The organism is Vibrio algicola (assembly GCF_009601765.2).
In the GTDB taxonomy this organism is placed as follows: domain Bacteria; phylum Pseudomonadota; class Gammaproteobacteria; order Enterobacterales; family Vibrionaceae; genus Vibrio; species Vibrio algicola.
On sequence record NZ_CP045699.1, the window covers coordinates 2,070,669 to 2,088,693 of the forward strand.

The following is an 18,025-nucleotide window of genomic DNA, read 5'->3' on the forward strand; positions in this document are numbered from 1 at the left end:
ACTATTGTTAATAAAAAAACTAAAGTTTGATCATTTTATAAGTTCACATCGAGTGATAAATCTATTGATATAACAATAAAGATTGATCTATTTGTGTTTTCGCGAACCATAATGGAATCTAACAAAGAGTGTCACTTAAAGACATTGACAACGAGCCACATTGAAGCTTTTAACGCAGAATTAACTCATTTCATACAATAATTTACAAGGGTAATAATGATAGCTAGCTGCAGATTACTCAGTATCAGTTACAACCTCTGAAGTGGCATAGTTAATTTGGCCACTACAACGCTATGCCATTTATGTATATTGGTTCCAAACGGCTAAGCTAAGCAACTTCAATATGTCCAATAATCCCCTCACGAATTAAGATATACTCTATGCCTAAAAATCGAACAGATTCACTTGCCTTATTCAAGGCAGAAAAATCAAACTCAATACACATTAGCCCCGCTTTTATCTCTTCAACGGCTGTAATTTCCCAGTAAAGCTTTTGATATAAACCATGATGCGCCCTTTGCATCACATAATATTTTTAGCACCAATAAAGTAATCCAAATTGTGCGTGCAAAACGTTGAATGATCGTCAAATAGCTCTTCAATTCTTGCAAAATCACTCGCATTAGATAGCTCAAAATAGTACTTTTTCCTATTTTGCTGATTCCGTTCTGGCGGGGAAATGGCCGATCGGAATGCTCCGAAATATGCAGGGTGAGATGGTGTCCATACCATTGCTTACGATGATTTCCTTAACGAGCTCTGCTTTACGCTTTGAATTGATATCTACAGGCTACTTTTAAACCTAATGATGGAAAGCCTTTAGCTTTACTCATCATTGTTAAGCGCTAGGAATTTTCTCTATTAAGATATTCTAACCACTGTGCAAAGTACTTTTCTTTACCTAGCTGGTTTGGCTGATAGTACACTTGACCAACCAGTTCATCAGGAAGATGCTGCTGATCAACAAAATGATTTGGGTAATGATGGGCATTTTTGTAGCCCTTACCATTGCCAGTTTTTTCCGTATGACTGTTTAGGAAATCACGGATATGCAATGGTATCTCTTTGACATTTTTACTGTGGATGTCTGCTTTTACTCATTGCACTGCTTTAAATACTGAGTTGCTTTTAGGCACGCTTGTCACATAAATTGTTGCTTCAGCTAAGGCGTAAATACACTCTGGCATTCCAACAAAATCTACTATTTGAGCAGCATGTGAAGCTATCACTAACGCTTGTGGATCGGCCATTCCAACTTCCTCGCTAGCGCAGACGATCAATCGGCGAGCAATATACTTCGGGTCTTCAGCTGCTTCAAGCATTTGCACCATGTAGTAAAGTGCCGCGTCAACATCGCTACCTCTGACACTAAGAATATAAGCACTGATGGTATCGTAATGATTGTCGCCATCTTTATCGTACTTTAATGCTTTTTGTTGAATACTCTCTTCTGCAATCTCAAGAGTAATATTGATGCTCCCGTCGGTTTTGTCTGTCGTTAAATAGGCCAGTTCAAGCGCATTGAGAGCATTACGGGCATCGCCATTAGCCGCATGAGCAAAGTGCTTGAGGGCGTCATCGGTGAGTTTGATTGGCTGGCTTTTCAACTAACTATCTTGTTCAAGGGCACGCAGTAATAGTGTCCGGATATGATAATCATTGATTGAATTGAGCTTAAAAACACGTGAACGGGAGATAAGCGCATCGTTGATTTCATAGTACGGATTCTGTGTCGTTGCACCAATAAGGACGATGATACCTTGCTCAACATGCGGTAGTAATGTGTCTTGCTGAGCTTTATTGAACCGATGTATTTCATCAATAAACAGAATCGTTTTTTGACCATGCATCATCAGCCTATCTTTGGCTGAGCGCACCACACGGGCTATTTCGCTTTTGCCTGATTCAGTGGCGTTTAGCTCTTCAAAGTGCGCTTTGGTGACATTAGCAATCACATGAGCAAGGGTCGTTTTTCCTGTCCCTGGCGGCCCCCATAGAATCGTCGACCCCAGTTTGTCAGCTTGTACCGCTCGATAGAGTAACTTGCCTTTTGCAAGGATATGCTCTTGACCAATAATATTTTCAAGCTGTTGAGGCCTCATCCGCTCTGTCAGTGGCTTACTGAAATCAGATACTGCAAATAAGTCCATAACTTTCCTTTAGCGAGTCTTTTACTTGTTTCGCCATCACTTTCCAAGTGGGTAATATTTAATCCCAATAAGGTGGCGTACCGTAGTATTCTGAAAAATAATCAACAAACGCGCGAACTTTAGGCGCAAGCAATCTTGAACTTGGGTAAACCGCCCAAATTGCCGAGTGGTCAATCAAGTCATAATCTTCAAGCACTTGAACAAGGGTACCATCACGTAAGTGTTGATAGGCAATCCAAGTGGCGCACATGGCAATTCCCAAGCCATCAACAGCAGCATCTCGCACCGCTTCACCGTGATCGACTTTAATTTTGCCTTTTACTTTAATATGTTGAACACCTTCAAGGGTACTAAATACCCAAGAATCAAGGCCTGCTTGGTTAATACATGCGTGTTTTTTTAGCTCCGATGGATGGTTCGGCATGCCGTGTGCGGCAATGTAGTCTGCTGACGCCACCATAATACGTTTATCGGTCGCCAGTTTTTTTGCAATGAGTGTTGAATCTTTTAACTCAGCATTGCGAATCGCAACATCAAAGCCCCCCTCGACCAAATCCACCATAGAGTCGGTTAATCGAATATCAACGTAAAGATCAGGGTATTGGGCGAGAAAACCTTTTAATGCGGGCATTAGGTGCATGCGACCAAACGAGGCGGGAGCGGTAATGCGTAATGTCCCTTTTGGGCACGCTTTTCCAGTCCCCACGGTTGCTTGAGCAGCATCGACACTGCTGATTATTTCTTCAGCATAGGGGAGCAGCGTTTCGCCTTCCTCTGTAAGTGATACTTTTCGTGTCGTGCGATGAATCAGCCTTGCACCAATGCTTTCTTCAAGCTTATTGATATGCATACTAGCTACCGGAGCAGACAAGCCTAACTCTTTACCCGCCTGACTGATGTTGTGTGTCGTCGCAATACGTACAAATAGTCGAAGGTGTTCGATATTCATCAACAAGCGTCCTTATGCTTCAATCGATTGTGCTGTTGAAGTTGGTGTTATGATGGTTTTACTAAGCTTGAACCAAGCATAAGCGCCAGCCAGAGTATTGGCAATAGATGCTGAATAAATCACATTGATGATATCGCCTGTTGAAGCCCCAAACCAAACTGCGGGTACATAGAACACAAATAATCTTGCCATAGAGACTCTTAATGCGGTTTTGGGTTTACCAAGCGTGTTAAATATCGAGACGACAAGCATACATAAACCAAGTGGTGCATAACTAAATGGGATGATCCACATAGCATGGGTAAACCAGTTCTGAATCACAGTCTCATTGCTTAGCAGCGGTATAATCCACGAAGCGTTCAGTGCTAGCACTAGCGCCATAACAAGATTGAATAAGACGAGAAGTTTGCTTGCACAGACGAGTAAATCACTAATCTCATGCTCTTTTTTCTCGCCAAAGTAACGACCAATCATGGGTGGGACAGACATAGTTAACGCCAAGGTAAACACCAATAAAAAGCTTTCCAATCGTGCTAATAAGCTCCAAAACGCTATGGAGCTGGTACTGATGCGTGCAATGAATACCATACTAATAAAGGCGCTCACTGACGGTAACAGCTGGTTGGCAATGGTCGCTGAGCTTAGTCGGGCTAATTTGACTAAACATTGACGCGCTTTAAAGCAAACAGATAGAGAGCTTAGCCAGCCGTTACGAGTAGCTTTGAACAACATATAAACTGCACAAAAGACATAGCCAATCGTTGAAGCAACGGCCGCACCAATAATCCCCATGTCGAGCACAAAAATAAGAACCGGATCTAGAACAAGGTTGATGATGCTGGCGAGCAAAAACATCCGTCCAGCCGTTTTGGTGTCTTCGTTGGCACGGTAAATACACGTTAATAGATAGAGAGCTGCGACCGCGACTGCACTTAATAACCAAAATGGCCAATAGGCATAGAAAATGGCTGCAAGTACCCCTAATTGTTCAGTGGTCGTATCTGGTGACGCAAAGGTATTGAATATGGGGGTTTTAAATAGCCATAAGCCCAAACAGATAAGTGAGATAAAAATTGTACCAAGCAACACTGTGATAGTGGCGGTAGCGTTTGATCGCATCGTATCTTGTGCGCCACACGCGTGAGAGATAATCGAGGTTGCCGCGACACCAATACCAACCTGCACACCAATAATAGCGGCTTGAAAAGGTAAGGTCATGCCATGTACAGCAAGCTCATCGAGCCCTAGCATCCCAATAAAAATAGAATCCACCAGTTGAACGAGCATAATAGCGAACATACCAATGGTTAGTGGCAACGTTCGTTCAATAATGAGTTTTAGTGTAGGTGAGACCACAGACATTAATACCTCAGCACAATTATCTTAAGGGAAATAGATCAACAAAAAGGCCCGCTTAAAGCGGGCCCTAGGGGAGAGTCGTATTAAAATTAGATGCTAACGACGACTTTACCTATTGCCTGACCGCTAGCGAGTCGGTCATGAGCTTTACCCGCATCAGCAAGGGCGAACTCTTTTGCATCTAGAACAGGTTGCAATTCACCAGCTTCAACAATTTTTGCCATCGCTTTTAGAATCTTACCGTGCTCTGCTCGGCCAACGTTGTAAATCATCGGCAATAGCATAAACACAACGTGAAGTGATAAACCTTTCATGTGCAACATGGTTAAGTCCTGTTCGTGCATTGAAAGTGTTGTGGCAATTTGACCATTGAGTTTTGCAGCTTCGATTGAATTGTTTAGGTTTGTACCACCAACAGAATCAAAAATGACATCAAAACCTGCACCTGACGTGTATTTTTCAACATAGTCAGCAACAGATTCAGATTTAAAATCAATCGCAGTTGCGCCGAGTTTGCTGATTAAGTCAGTTTGTTCACCTGCAGCGCCGGTTGCGAATACCTCTGAACCAAAATGGCGAGCCAGTTGTATAGCAACATGCCCGACACCGCCAGCACCGCCGTGCACGAGTACTTTTTGACCAGCAGTAATACCAGCGCGCACTAAACCTTCATAAGCGGTAATACCGACTAAAGGCAGAGCAGCCGCTTCTCGCATAGAAATATTATCGGGCTTATGTGCGATTAAGTTAATATCAGCCAGCATGTACTCAGCCAATGAGCCTTGTAAATCACCAAGTCCACCTGCACAACCATACACTTCATCGCCTACAGTATAATCAGTCACACCCTCACCAACAGCGTCAACGATACCTGCGAAATCCATACCCAAAATGCCTGGCAATTGTGGGTGGAATGGCAAAGCTTCTCCCATGTCACGGATCATCATATCAATAGTGTTGACGCTTGATGCAGCGACTTTAACAACAACATGACCTGCCTTTACTTCGGGCTTGGAAAGTTCTACTGTTTTAAATACGTCTGTCTTGCCAAATGTACCAATTACTGTCGCTTTCATGGGGTGTAACCTCTCTCGCGTTTCGTTATGGGTTCAGTATATTCATTGGCTAAAATTTGATAATAGGTCTTAATCTACAATCAGTATTAATTTTTTATTAATAATATTTAAGTCCATTTGTCTAGTATGATTAACAATCAATCAACGTGGCACAAGCGGAGCAAACGAATGAAGAAAGTAATTTTAGTGACAGGTTCAACCGATGGTATTGGTTTTGAAACCGCAAAAAAATTCGTAGAAGAAGGGCATCATGTCTTAGTCCATGGCCGAAACCCTCAAAAGCTGGAAAAAGTAAAAGAAACCCTAACTACGCTTTCTTCTAAAGCCATTGTTGAAGGTTATGCTGCTGACTTATCAAGCCTTGCTGACGTGGAAGCGTTTGCAGCTGCAGTAAAAAAAGATCACGAGCGTTTGGATGTGCTTATTAACAATGCAGGTGTCTATATCGTCCCAACGGTGACCACTAAAGATAACCTCGATGTTCGATTTGTTGTTAATACCATTGCGCCGTATTTATTGACCAAGAGTTTGCTAAGTCTGTTCGATACCACTGGTCGAATCGTTAATCTATCATCCAGAGCGCAAGCCCCTGTTAACCTCAATGCTTTAGTTAGCTCTGATGCTCAAATGGATGATGGCTCTGCGTATGCGCAAACCAAATTGGCCATTACCATGTGGTCGGTTTACCTTGCAGAGCAGCTAAAAGGCAAAGGCCCGTCGGTCGTTGCGGTGAATCCTGCTTCATTTCTTGGTAGTAAACTCGTAAAAGAAGCGTATGGCATGCAAGGTAATGATCTCGGTATTGGTGCCGACATTCTGCACAGAGCCGCACTGTCGGAAGAGTTTGCGGATGCAACGGGTAAATACTTTGATAATGACGATGGTCGATTCACCACACCTCACTCAGATGCAATGAATAAAGCGAAAAATGAAAAAGTAGTCGCAGTGATTGATAGCGTGTTGGCAGAAAAGCTGACGAGTTAATCGTCAAGCACTGCTTAGTTGAACTGTTAAAGAGCTTGGGTACATCCACGCTCTTTTTTTACTTATATTATTAATGAAATATTAATACTGATTTGATTTTAATCGCTATTATCAACCAAAAGATTAATAGGTAAGCTTGCCAACGTCGAAATTTGCAGAGCTGAGGAGCTTAACATGCATTACGAAGGTAAAGTTTATCGCCCTTGGATGGAAGCAGACAGTGTGCTGATCCAGACCACATTAGGTTGCAGCAATAACCAATGTACTTTTTGTACTATGTTCGATGATAAGCGATTTAAAGTTCGTGAATTAGAAGACATTTACAAAGACATTTCTGAGGTTCGTGCTACCCATCGTAAGGTTGAATCAATCTTTTTGATTGATGGAAATGTTATGGCGATGCGAACCGAAAAGCTGCTGACCATTCTTGACCGAATCAAGGTGACATTTCCTGAATTAAAACATCTTGCACTGTACTCTGGCTTTAATGATTTTCGCCGTAAAAGTATCTCTGAGCTGAAAGAACTTCGATCGGCAGGGTTAACCACGGCATATTCTGGCCTTGAATCTGGTGATCCGATTATCTTAGAACGCATTAAAAAAGGGATGACCCGCGAGCATGCTATTCAAGGTATGGAGATGGCTCGTGAGGCTGATATTCAGGTTCTCGCTTCATTTATCTTTGGTTTAGGCGGTCGTGAGCGTTCAAAAGAGCACGCAGAGAACACTACCAGTCTGCTTAATATCATGCGTCCTGATGCGATTGCACCAATGGCTTTGGCAATACAGCCAGGAAGCGAGCTAGAGCGCGAAGTGGCACGCGGTGAATTTATTTTACCAACGCCACTGCAAATACTCGAAGAAGAAAAGTACTTACTTGAAAACATGGATGACTTCCTCAGTTTCTACTGGGGTGACCACGGTAATAACATTGCCTCTATGCGAGGTGTGTGGCCAGAGGTTCGTCAACCATTTATAGAAAACATTAATAAACACATTAACCACAATCCAATGGCGAAAAAAAACGTCATTGAGACGTATGCTTGGTAGTTTTATATAATCTCAAGTTAATACAGATGGTTAAGATGATTATGTCGCGTTAGAGCAACAGTTCTCTAACGCGGTAGCGTAAAAGTCAGGATAAACAATTTAATTTTTGTTAATTCTAACTGTATAGATTCACTCAATTTAGAACAAGCAAAAACAAAAAAAGGATGGCTCAAATGAAAATAAACTCGATATAAGGTTATGCTTGTAACAGATTAGAACATTAATAATAAGAGAGGGTCGCATGAAAGAGTTATTCCTAGCAAATGAACCCTACATTGCCCATGTGACACTACACTATCGCTAACTAAGAGTTCAACATCTTCACACTTCCATTCAGTAAACGGAATTTCTAGTGATGCTTTTAAATACTGATTGGCAATGCCATAGCGAAATACTCCGATATGAGTACCTTCCTCTAATTGGTATTTGTCATCCAATTTTGCACAATATCGAGCAACAAAAGCTTTGGGTTGCTTCGTAAGTCTACCTACAAGATCTATAACATCTTGTTTAGAAAATGGGCATTCGGCTTCGATGTCTATGTCAATGAGTGGCTTTAACCACTTCAAGTTCATTTCTAGCTCGTTTGAGACTTCTTGATCTGTGAAAATGGGGCAAAGAACTTGTAGGCCTTCCCAGTATAATTTTTCTATTTGAAGCTTTTCGACAACGCGTTTTTCATCAAGCTTTAGGGCGGGTTTTACGGGGATCGCTAACTGGGAACCATCGGAAAAATCGATGAGTAAGTCCGTTGTCACTATTTTAAGCTCGCCCTTTTCTTGCGGGTGACGAATACCAAGTTGTCGGCAAATAATTAAAGAATCAACAAGAGGAATTGGAAACTGCTCTCGAATGTCCACGACCTCGTTGCACCAATCGAACACCAAAAATGCCGCAAGCTCATTTCCAGAGAAGAAGTGATGTATGCGGCCAACTGTGGAGCTTTTAACTCGAACGCTTTCGCCAGAGCTACTGAACTCTCCCACTTTAATAAAGGGAACGTAATCTTTTCCCGCCCCTTCGCCTCGTTTTTCATCTAAACGCTTTGGGTCTTTCTTATTAAGTGGCTTATCTGCATCTGACATAAAAAAACCCCCGACTAAGCTAAACTTAGCAGGAGGTTAAAAAACGATCAATCTTTATTGTATATGATCAGACTTTATTGTAACTGATCAAACTTTATTGTCCTCCGACAAAATTAACCATTTGATTTAAAGGAATTATTCTACCGTTACAGCCTTGGCTAAATTACGAGGTTGATCGACATCAGTGCCTTTAATTAACGCGACATGATACGACAGCAACTGCATTGGAATGGTATAGTAAATCGGCGCGGTAATGTCACTGACGTGTGGCAGGTTGATGATCTTCATGCTTTCATCGGCTTCAAAACCGGCGGCGGCATCCGCGAAAACATATAACAGACCACCACGGGCGCGGACTTCTTCCACATTCGATTTCAATTTTTCGAGCAATTCATTATTCGGCGCGACCACCACCACTGGCATATCCGCATCAATTAACGCTAATGGGCCATGTTTCAGTTCGCCAGCCGCATAAGATTCTGCGTGAATATAAGAAATTTCTTTTAGCTTTAACGATGCTTCTACCGCAATTGGGTAAAACTCACCACGACCTAAAAATAAGGTGTGTTGTTTGTCGGCAAAATCTTCGGCTAACGCTTCAATCTCTTTGTCGTACGCTAATGCGGCTTCTATTTGATTCGGCAGAGCATGCAATGCTTCCACAATTTCCGCTTCTTTTACGCTATCAATGCGTTGTTGCTCTTTACCCATAGCAGTGACTAGCATCAGTAAGGCTGCCAGTTGAGTGGTGAATGCTTTGGTTGATGCCACCCCAATTTCAGTTCCTGCGCGAGTCATAAAAGCCAAGTCCGATTCACGAACCAAGGATGAACCGGCAACGTTACAAATAGACATTGCCGACATATAACCTTTTTGTTTGGCTAAACGTAGCGCAGCTAAGGTATCGGCGGTTTCACCCGATTGCGATAAGGTAATTAATAAGCTGTTTGGACGAGTCACAAACTTGCGGTAACGGAACTCAGAAGCAATTTCAACATCGCAACTCACACCGGCCAATGATTCAAACCAGTAACGTGCGGTCATACCTGCATTGTAAGAAGTACCACAAGCAATGATTTGAACATGCTCTACTTTCGATAAAATCTCGGCAGCGTTCACACCAATGCTTTCCGTGATCACACTATCTTTGGTTAAACGCGCTTCCATGGTATTAATTAATGCGGTTGGCTGCTCGAAGATTTCTTTTTGCATAAAGTGACGATATTGACCTTTATCACCCGCATCATGCTCGGCGTTTGATTCGGTGATATCACGCTTAATTTGCTCACCGTTGGCGGAAAATACACTGACCTCACGACGCGTTACTTCGGCTACATCGCCTTCTTCTAGATACATAAAGCGGCGAGTAACGCTTAATAATGCTAATTGATCAGAGGCGATAAAATTCTCACCAACACCAAAACCAATCACTATAGGGCTGCCAGAACGTGCCACTACCACACGGCTTGGATCTTTGCGATCAAACACCACGGTGCCGTATGCGCCATCCAGTTGTTTAACTGCTTTTTGTAGCGCTTCAACTAAGGTTTCTGAAGTGCGACGTTCCCACTCAACTAAGTGCGCGATAACTTCGGTATCGGTTTGAGACTCGAAAATATAACCACGCTCACGCAAAATGGCTCGCAATGATTCATGGTTTTCAATAATGCCGTTATGCACCACAGAAATATCCGCAGAAACATGGGGATGAGCATTAACTTCTGAAGGCTCACCGTGAGTTGCCCAGCGTGTGTGCGCGATCCCCGTTCCGCCAGATACATGAGTCGCTTCTACCGCATCGGCTAACTCTTGCACTTTGCCTAAACGGCGTACACGAGTCATATTTGAATCGGCATCCACCACTGCCACACCAGCAGAGTCATAACCGCGATATTCTAAACGACGTAGACCTTCAACTAAAATTTCAGCTACATCACGCTGCGCGACTGCGCCAACAATTCCACACATAATATAAGTATCCTGTTTATTCTTCATATCCGCAGCAAGCAAAGGCGGTAAAGATAAGTGTTAAAAATAGATTTATTACCATTCAGGTAACGAGATGCTGAATCAATATTGAATATAGAGAAAAGTGTCCAAAGGCCATGGATGACCTTTTTCAAGCGTCCATGGACGGGACAGCGTCTTTTCGGTATGTTCAAATTGATTTGTCATGAATGATATTTATTTTAATAGTGTGCCCGCATAACGCGTACACCTTTAGATTTTATGGTTGCCATATCTTGATCAGATAAGTGATCATCGGTGACCAAAATATCGATCCCTTCCCAACCCAATTCTAGATTTGGCATTTTGCGATGTATTTTTTCAGATTCGATCATCACGATCACTTCGCGCGACACTTCCGCCATCACTTGGCTTAAACCTGTCAATTCATTAAAAGTGGTGGTTCCACGTTCAAGATCCAAACCATCGGCACCGATAAACAATTGATCAAAATCGTAAGAACGCAACACCGATTCGGCCACCTTACCTTGAAATGATTCTGAATTGGTGTCCCATGTCCCCCCGGTCATGATAAGTGTTGGTTCGTTTTCGAGATCGTTAATCGAGTTTGCCAATGCCAATGAGTTGGTCATCACCACTAAACCACGTTTATTGCCCAACAATGGGATCAATGCCCCAGTAGTAGTGCCATAATCAATCACAATCCGGTTGTAATCTTGGATTAAAGTTAACGCAGTTTTTGCTAAGGCTTCTTTTTGTTTTGAAGCGACCTCGGTTGCAATGCTGTCAGTGACTTCTTTGGGTAATAAAATGGCGCCACCATGACGACGCAATAGCTGCCCACTACTCTCTAAAGCGGTAAGATCTTTGCGAATCGTCACCTCAGAAGTTTCAAAAGTAAGCGCCAATTCTTCAACACTAACCTCACCTTTTTCAACCACTAGATTCACAATTTCATGACGACGCAATTGTGTATTTCTTTTTCTCATAATAGCCAATAAAGCCTCGCTAAACCCAATAAAACGAAAGATATAAGCTTCGAATCGAAAGATATAATACTTAATATTCACTTTAATTCAATTAAAATATCCACAAAAAACCAATTCGAAACTAAAAAGCTTCGAACCAAAACTACTAAAGTGATGAAAATTGTTTCATATTGGTTGATATTGAGGCAGATCAAGACTACAAACAAATTGTCTAGGAAAACAAAAGAACTTAATTTACAATACAAAAAAACATTAAATGAATATCTGAAATAAGGGCTATAAACATGAGATTGATCCCATTAGTAAATGCAGAACAAGTTGGTAAATGGACTGCTCGTCATATCGTAAGTCGTATTAATGCTTTCAAACCAACGGCTGACCGCCCATTTGTTTTAGGTCTTCCTACTGGTGGTACACCTCTAGTGACTTACAAGTACTTAATTGAAGCTTGTAAAAATGGTGACGTAAGTTTTAAAGATGTCGTGACTTTCAATATGGATGAGTATGTTGGCATTGATCCTAACCATCCTGAGTCTTACCGTTCATTCATGTTTAATAACTTGTTTAATCACATTGATATTCAAGAAAAAAACATCAACCTTCTTGACGGTCAAGCGGCAGATACGGAAGCGCATTGCCAAGCGTATGAAGATAAAATTCGTTCATACGGCAAAATTAACTTATTTATGGGTGGCGTTGGCGTTGACGGACACATTGCATTCAATGAGCCAGGATCGTCTTTATCTTCTCGTACTCGTATCAAAACGCTGACTGAAGAAACCCGTATCGTAAACTCACGTTTCTTTAACGACGATCTAAATCAAGTGCCTAAATACGCGCTAACTATTGGTGTTGGCACTTTGCTTGACGCTGAAGAAGTGGTTATTTTGTCTGTTGGCCATAATAAAGGCCAAGCACTACAAATGGCGATTGAAGGCTCTGTTAACCACATGTGGACTGTGACTACGCTGCAATTGCACCGTAAAGCAATCTTGGTGGCGGATGAAGCGGCGCAACAAGAGCTAAAAGTGAAAACAGTGAAGTATTTCTCTGAATTAGAAGCTGAGAACATTAAAGGTTTATAACCTTTGATTAAATACCTTTAGTGCAAAAGCATCGCTCTCACTTACCTTTATGAGATTAATGCAAAAGCTACGATACTCGCCGCCCACATTCCTGGGCGGTTTTTTATTGCTCATTTTTAACGCAGCCCTAAGCTCTCATAAGCCTGAATGACCTTTTATTCACTTTAATAAAAGCCCAAAATAACAAGCAAATTGTTACTGCTATTTTGTAACTTTTATTCACATTCAATTTAATTCACAACGAAAAATAATTGTTTTATGGCCAAATCTTGTTCTAAGACAAGTAAGAACCGTGATCTTAGTATCAAAGACTGGTAAAATTCCGACCTCAATTTAGAAAGTAAATTACATCTATAACTAAGTTACTTAAAAATCTCGTAACTTGAATGTAAACGTCCGTCGTCATCTGGCTTTATAAAAAGGCGAGAAAATCATTATTATGCGGACGTATAAATAGCATCTACACTGTATGACAGCATTTCTGTCTACACGGTTTTTGTTTTGAAGAGTACTTATCCATCTAGATTGGATGATTTGGCTCCTTCGAAACCGACAATATTCAAATATTTAATATTATTTACTGGAGAGTATCCCAAATGAAAAAGACCAAAATCGTATGTACGATTGGCCCGAAAACTGAATCTGTTGAGAAACTAACTGAACTTGCTAACGCAGGTATGAACGTTATGCGTTTAAACTTCTCACACGGTAATTTCGAAGAGCACGGAACTCGTATTGATAATCTTCGTCAAGTGATGAAGAACACAAGCAAGCAACTTGCTATCTTGCTTGATACTAAAGGTCCTGAAATCCGTACTATCAAACTAGAAAATGGCGACGATGTTGCTCTAGTTGCGGGTCAAGAATTCACTTTCACCACTGATATCACGGTTGTGGGTAACATCAACACAGTTGCGGTTACTTACCCAGGTTTCGCACAAGATCTTACTGCTGGCGATACTATCCTAGTGGATGATGGTCTTATCGAAATGGAAGTTATTGCGACTACCGATACTGAAGTTAAGTGTAAAGTTCTTAACAACGGTGACTTAGGTGAAAACAAAGGTGTTAACCTTCCTGGCGTTTCAGTAAAACTTCCTGCTCTTGCAGAAAAAGATAAAGCTGACCTTAAGTTTGGTTGTGAGCAAGGCGTTGATTTCGTTGCTGCATCTTTCATCCGTAAAGCTGATGATGTTAAAGAAATCCGTGAACTTCTTTGCGCTAACGGCGGCGAAAACATCCAAATCATCTCTAAAATTGAGAACCAAGAAGGTGTTGATAACTTCGACGAAATTCTTGAAGCATCAGACGGCATCATGGTTGCTCGTGGCGACCTAGGTGTTGAGATCCCAGTTGAAGAAGTAATCTTCGCTCAAAAAATGATGATTGAGAAATGTAACCGCGCACGTAAAGTGGTTATCACTGCAACTCAAATGCTTGATTCAATGATTAAAAACCCACGTCCAACTCGCGCAGAAGCGGGCGACGTTGCTAACGCAATCATGGATGGCACCGATGCAGTTATGCTTTCTGGTGAATCAGCAAAAGGTAAATACCCTGTTGAAGCGGTAACTATCATGGCTCAAATCTGTGCTCGTACAGACCGCGCTTTGAAAGCTGAACTAGGTTCTCGTTTAGATAGCCCACGTTTACGCATCACTGAAGCAGTATGTAAATCAGCCGTTGAAACCGCTGAGAAACTAGCCACTCCTGTAATCGTTGTTGCAACTGAAGCAGGTAAATCTGCACGTTCAGTACGTAAATACTTCCCAACAGCGAAAATCATTGCAGTAACAACTAACACTAAAACAGCAGCGCAACTTTGCTTGTCTAAAGGTGTTACACCAATCGTTGTTGCCGCTATCAATGATACTGAAGACTTCTACCGTCAAGGTATGGCTCTAGCTCTAGAAATGGGTTACGGCGAGAAAGGTGATGTCGCAGTTATGGTTTCTGGTGCTCTTGTACCATCAGGCACAACTAACACTTCTTCTGTTCACGTTCTTTAATATAAAGTTCGCGTTACCGAAAAGATGAAAAACAAAAGGAGGCTTTATCGCCTCCTTTTTTATTGTCAAAATTTCCACTTCAACTTTCCTACTGCCGCTTTGCCACTAACGCCGTTAATCTAACCGTTAATTACCACCCAAAAAATTCTTTATGATGGGTATTGAGCAATACCACCAACAAAAGAAAATACAACGCGCTGAGCTGAAACCCTAACACCATCAAAGATCCGATTGTTAACCTCACCAATGCTATGCTCGCCATAACCTGTTGCCTCCGCCCCTATCTCATATTCTATACCCGTCTTACTTGAAGCTGCAGCTTTTTGGGCTGCGCTAACTCACCCCAATCACTTAGGCAAGCTAAGCTCATGGGGCTTCGTTTACTTGCCGCCTCACTGCAACGTCAATTACTTTGGGTATATACACCTAGTCAAAATACCGTTCGACACTTTAAAGATTAGATTAAGATCACACTTTTTATTAGACTAAAGTCGAATGTATTTTGGTTAATGCAAAAAAAAGCAGCCCATTGAGGACTGCTAGTATTGCTTATAAAGAGTAATTGTTTGATTGCTTAAGCTTTAATTTAATCTCACGCTAAATAAGCTAAGCTTTTAACGCTCGCTCGCCACGGGCAATACCCACCACACCACTACGCGCCACTTCGATGACATCTGTCATTTCCGATACCGCTCGAATGAAGGCATCCAGTTTTTCACTGTCGCCCGCCAGTTGAATGGTAAATAAAGAGGCGGTGACATCGACGATCTGACCACGAAAGACATCCGATAAACGGTGTACTTCGGCGCGAGCAAAACCACTGGCTTTCACTTTGACCAACATTAACTCACGTTCAACGTAAGATTGCTCTGTCACTTCTTGTACTTTTAATACATCCACCAGCTTGTGTAAGTGTTTTTCAATTTGCTCTAACTCAAGCGCGTCACTGGCGGTAGTAATATTTAAACGAGAGAGAGTTGGATCATCGGTGGCTGAAACCGTTAGTGACTCAATGTTATAACCACGCTGCGAAAATAGACCCACCACGCGAGATAATGACCCCGCTTGGTTCTCTAATAATAGCGAAATAATATGTCTCATATTAGGTTTTCTCCGTCTTGCTTAGCCACATCTTATCCATACTTTCACCCTTCACTTGCATTGGGTAAACATGTTCAGTTTCATCGACATTAATATCAACAAACACCAAACGATCTTTCATATCTAACGCTTTTTGTAAGCCAGCTTCAAGATCTTCGGGTTTATCAATTCGGATCCCAACATGCCCATAGGCTTCGGCTATCGCGGCAAAATCGGGTACTGAATCCATATAAGAATGAGAATGACGTCCCTGGTAAATGATGTCTTGCCATTGCTTAACCATGCCTAAGAATCGGTTATTCAAGTTAATAATTTTTACCGGAATATCGTATTGCAAACAAGTGGATAGCTCTTGGATATTCATTTGAATACTGCCATCTCCAGTGACGCACACCACCTCTTCTTGTGGCATGGCAAACTTGGCCCCCATCGCGGCAGGCAAACCAAAGCCCATAGTGCCCAGACCGCCAGAGTTAATCCAACGGCGCGGTTTATCAAATGGGTAATACAGCGCAGCAAACATTTGGTGCTGACCGACATCAGAAGCGACATACGCTTCGCCCTTGGTCAATTTATACAGCGTTTCAATCACTTGTTGTGGCTTAATACGATCACTGGTGCGATCAAATTCCAAACACTGACGATTTTTCCAACCTTGCAGCTCTTGCCACCAAGTTTCGATCGCTTCACTGTCTTGTTTGATCTCTTTTTCTGGCAGTTGCTTAAGCATGCTATTGAGCACTTCATCAGCCGAGCCAACAATCGGCAGATCGGCATGAATGGTCTTGGAAATAGAAGAAGGATCAATATCAATGTGCATGATCTTGGCATTGGGACAGTATTTTTCTACATTGTTGGTGGTTCGATCATCAAAACGTACCCCTACACCAAAGATCAAATCGGCATTATGCATCGCCATATTGGCCTCATACGTACCGTGCATCCCGAGCATACCTAATGAATTTTTGTGAGTTGCAGGGAAAGCGCCGAGCCCCATTAAGGTGCTGACAACGGGTAAATTCAATGCTTCAGCCAGCTTAATCAGTTGCTCGCTAGCCTCCGCAATGATCGCGCCTCCGCCGACATACAACACTGGTTTTTTCGCTTCAAGTAAGGTTCTTAAGCCTTTTTTGATTTGTCCTTTATGGCCTGACGTGGTCGGATTATACGATCGCATTTTAACTTCATCAGGATACTGATAAGGGAAAGTTTCAAGTGGGTTTAATACATTTTTAGGCAGATCAACCACTACCGGACCAGGACGACCGGTGGATGCTAAATAGAAGGCTTTTTTGATTACTTCAGGAATATCTTGCGCTCTTTGCACCAAGAAACTGTGTTTCACCACTGGGCGAGAGATCCCCACCATGTCGCATTCTTGAAAGGCATCATTACCAATTAAGTTACTGGGTACTTGACCAGATATCACTACCATTGGCGCTGAATCCATGTAAGCGGTTGCGATACCTGTAATAGTATTGGTGGCGCCGGGGCCCGATGTCACTAACACCACGCCAACTTTTCCGGTAGCGCGAGCGTAACCATCAGCCATGTGCGCGGCAGCTTGTTCGTGACGAACCAATACATGCTCAATATCGCTTTTTTCATGCAAAGCATCATAGATGTCGAGTACTGAGCCGCCAGGGTAACCAAAGATGTGTTCAACACCTTCATCAATCAAAGAGCGAACGACCATGTCCGCGCCGGATAACATTTCCATATTGCCTCCGTTAATAGACCAATCGTCATAATGATTTCAATCATCAAATGACTTGCTTGGCATCACTTACCAAATGGAGACATCTCGCTCATCCATGCGATAAATGTTTACATAGTTAGGGCTTATTTTTAGCCTAAATAAAGAGATAACTTCACACTACAACCGGTATCTACGAGGGATACGATGCGAATATCTATCCAATCTATGTACCCCTTAATTCGATCATAATCGCTTAAGGAGGTGCATTATTGAGAGAATTCCCGACTCTCAACCTGATCACTTTACCGTCATCGTTTTAATGCGTCTAGCCGGAGAAACCGCCAGCATAAGCTCTAAAACTGATGTTTCACTCCGATTTAAGGATATCTAGCTAAGTTTTAATGTCTTTTATCCTTTATCGTCTAATAAAAGCTAAAAATAAAACCAAAAATATTATCATTTTTGCAACATAGGACAAATTTATCTCTAAGGTTCCGTGATGATAAAATAACGTGATCAGA

13 protein-coding genes and 1 pseudogene are annotated in these 18,025 nt (G+C 42.0%); 4 read left to right on the forward strand and 10 right to left on the reverse strand.

Annotation, left to right across the window (positions count from 1 at the left end; genetic code table 11):
* Positions 1-845: 845 nt before the first annotated feature.
* The 5 genes and pseudogenes from GFB47_RS16485 to GFB47_RS09415 form a co-directional block, all read right to left on the reverse strand.
* A pseudogene (locus GFB47_RS16485) lies at positions 846-1,607 on the reverse strand (AAA family ATPase).
* On the reverse strand, positions 1,608-2,150 hold the full coding sequence (locus GFB47_RS16490; RefSeq protein WP_218619086.1) for an AAA family ATPase: 543 nt from the start codon (positions 2,148-2,150) through the stop codon (positions 1,608-1,610).
* 58 nt (positions 2,151-2,208) lie between these two features.
* Positions 2,209-3,099 (reverse strand): LysR family transcriptional regulator, encoded by an 891-nt coding sequence (locus tag GFB47_RS09405; protein WP_153447754.1) that lies wholly within the window; start codon positions 3,097-3,099, stop codon positions 2,209-2,211.
* Positions 3,100-3,111: 12 nt separating this feature from the next.
* The gene (locus tag GFB47_RS09410) at positions 3,112-4,461 is read right to left on the reverse strand and encodes an MATE family efflux transporter (RefSeq protein ID WP_153447755.1); all 1,350 of its coding nucleotides are present in this window, start codon (positions 4,459-4,461) and stop codon (positions 3,112-3,114) included.
* An 86-nt stretch (positions 4,462-4,547) separates the two neighbouring features.
* Positions 4,548-5,534 (reverse strand): zinc-dependent alcohol dehydrogenase family protein, encoded by a 987-nt coding sequence (locus GFB47_RS09415; RefSeq protein WP_153447756.1) that lies wholly within the window; start codon positions 5,532-5,534, stop codon positions 4,548-4,550.
* A 168-nt stretch (positions 5,535-5,702) separates the two neighbouring features.
* On the opposite strand from GFB47_RS09415, the gene GFB47_RS09420 reads away from it, so the two are divergent.
* Positions 5,703-6,518: an SDR family NAD(P)-dependent oxidoreductase gene (locus tag GFB47_RS09420; RefSeq protein WP_153447757.1), complete on the forward strand. Its 816-nt coding sequence runs from the start codon at positions 5,703-5,705 to the stop codon at positions 6,516-6,518.
* A gap of 174 nt (positions 6,519-6,692) precedes the next feature.
* Positions 6,693-7,568 carry a radical SAM protein gene (locus GFB47_RS09425; RefSeq protein ID WP_153447758.1) on the forward strand — a complete coding sequence of 292 codons (876 nt, stop codon included), beginning with the start codon at positions 6,693-6,695 and terminating at the stop codon, positions 7,566-7,568.
* A gap of 212 nt (positions 7,569-7,780) precedes the next feature.
* Here GFB47_RS09425 and GFB47_RS09430 read toward each other — a convergent pair whose 3' ends face one another.
* The 3 genes from GFB47_RS09430 to GFB47_RS09440 all read right to left on the reverse strand — a co-directional run bounded on the left by GFB47_RS09430 (position 7,781) and on the right by GFB47_RS09440 (position 11,610).
* The gene (locus GFB47_RS09430) at positions 7,781-8,653 is read right to left on the reverse strand and encodes a TnsA endonuclease N-terminal domain-containing protein (RefSeq protein WP_225874264.1); all 873 of its coding nucleotides are present in this window, start codon (positions 8,651-8,653) and stop codon (positions 7,781-7,783) included.
* 135 nt (positions 8,654-8,788) lie between these two features.
* Positions 8,789-10,621: a glutamine--fructose-6-phosphate transaminase (isomerizing) gene (gene glmS / locus GFB47_RS09435; protein WP_153448205.1), complete on the reverse strand. Its 1,833-nt coding sequence runs from the start codon at positions 10,619-10,621 to the stop codon at positions 8,789-8,791.
* Between the two features lie 221 nt (positions 10,622-10,842).
* The gene (locus GFB47_RS09440; RefSeq protein WP_153447759.1) at positions 10,843-11,610 is read right to left on the reverse strand and encodes a DeoR/GlpR family DNA-binding transcription regulator; all 768 of its coding nucleotides are present in this window, start codon (positions 11,608-11,610) and stop codon (positions 10,843-10,845) included.
* Between the two features lie 284 nt (positions 11,611-11,894).
* On the opposite strand from GFB47_RS09440, the gene nagB reads away from it, so the two are divergent.
* Complete coding sequence (gene nagB, locus GFB47_RS09445) at positions 11,895-12,695, forward strand: glucosamine-6-phosphate deaminase (protein ID WP_153447760.1); 801 nt, start codon at positions 11,895-11,897, stop codon at positions 12,693-12,695.
* Positions 12,696-13,291: 596 nt separating this feature from the next.
* Positions 13,292-14,704 (forward strand): pyruvate kinase PykF, encoded by a 1,413-nt coding sequence (gene pykF, locus GFB47_RS09450; RefSeq protein WP_153447761.1) that lies wholly within the window; start codon positions 13,292-13,294, stop codon positions 14,702-14,704.
* 606 nt (positions 14,705-15,310) lie between these two features.
* On the opposite strand, the gene ilvN is transcribed toward pykF, so the two are convergent.
* Entirely contained in the window at positions 15,311-15,805 is a 495-nt protein-coding gene (gene ilvN / locus GFB47_RS09455) for an acetolactate synthase small subunit (RefSeq protein WP_153447762.1), read from the reverse strand.
* A 1-nt stretch (position 15,806) separates the two neighbouring features.
* A complete protein-coding gene (locus tag GFB47_RS09460) occupies positions 15,807-17,525 on the reverse strand; it encodes an acetolactate synthase 3 large subunit (protein WP_153447763.1) in 1,719 nt (572 codons plus the stop codon).
* Between the last annotated feature and the right edge of the window lie 500 nt (positions 17,526-18,025).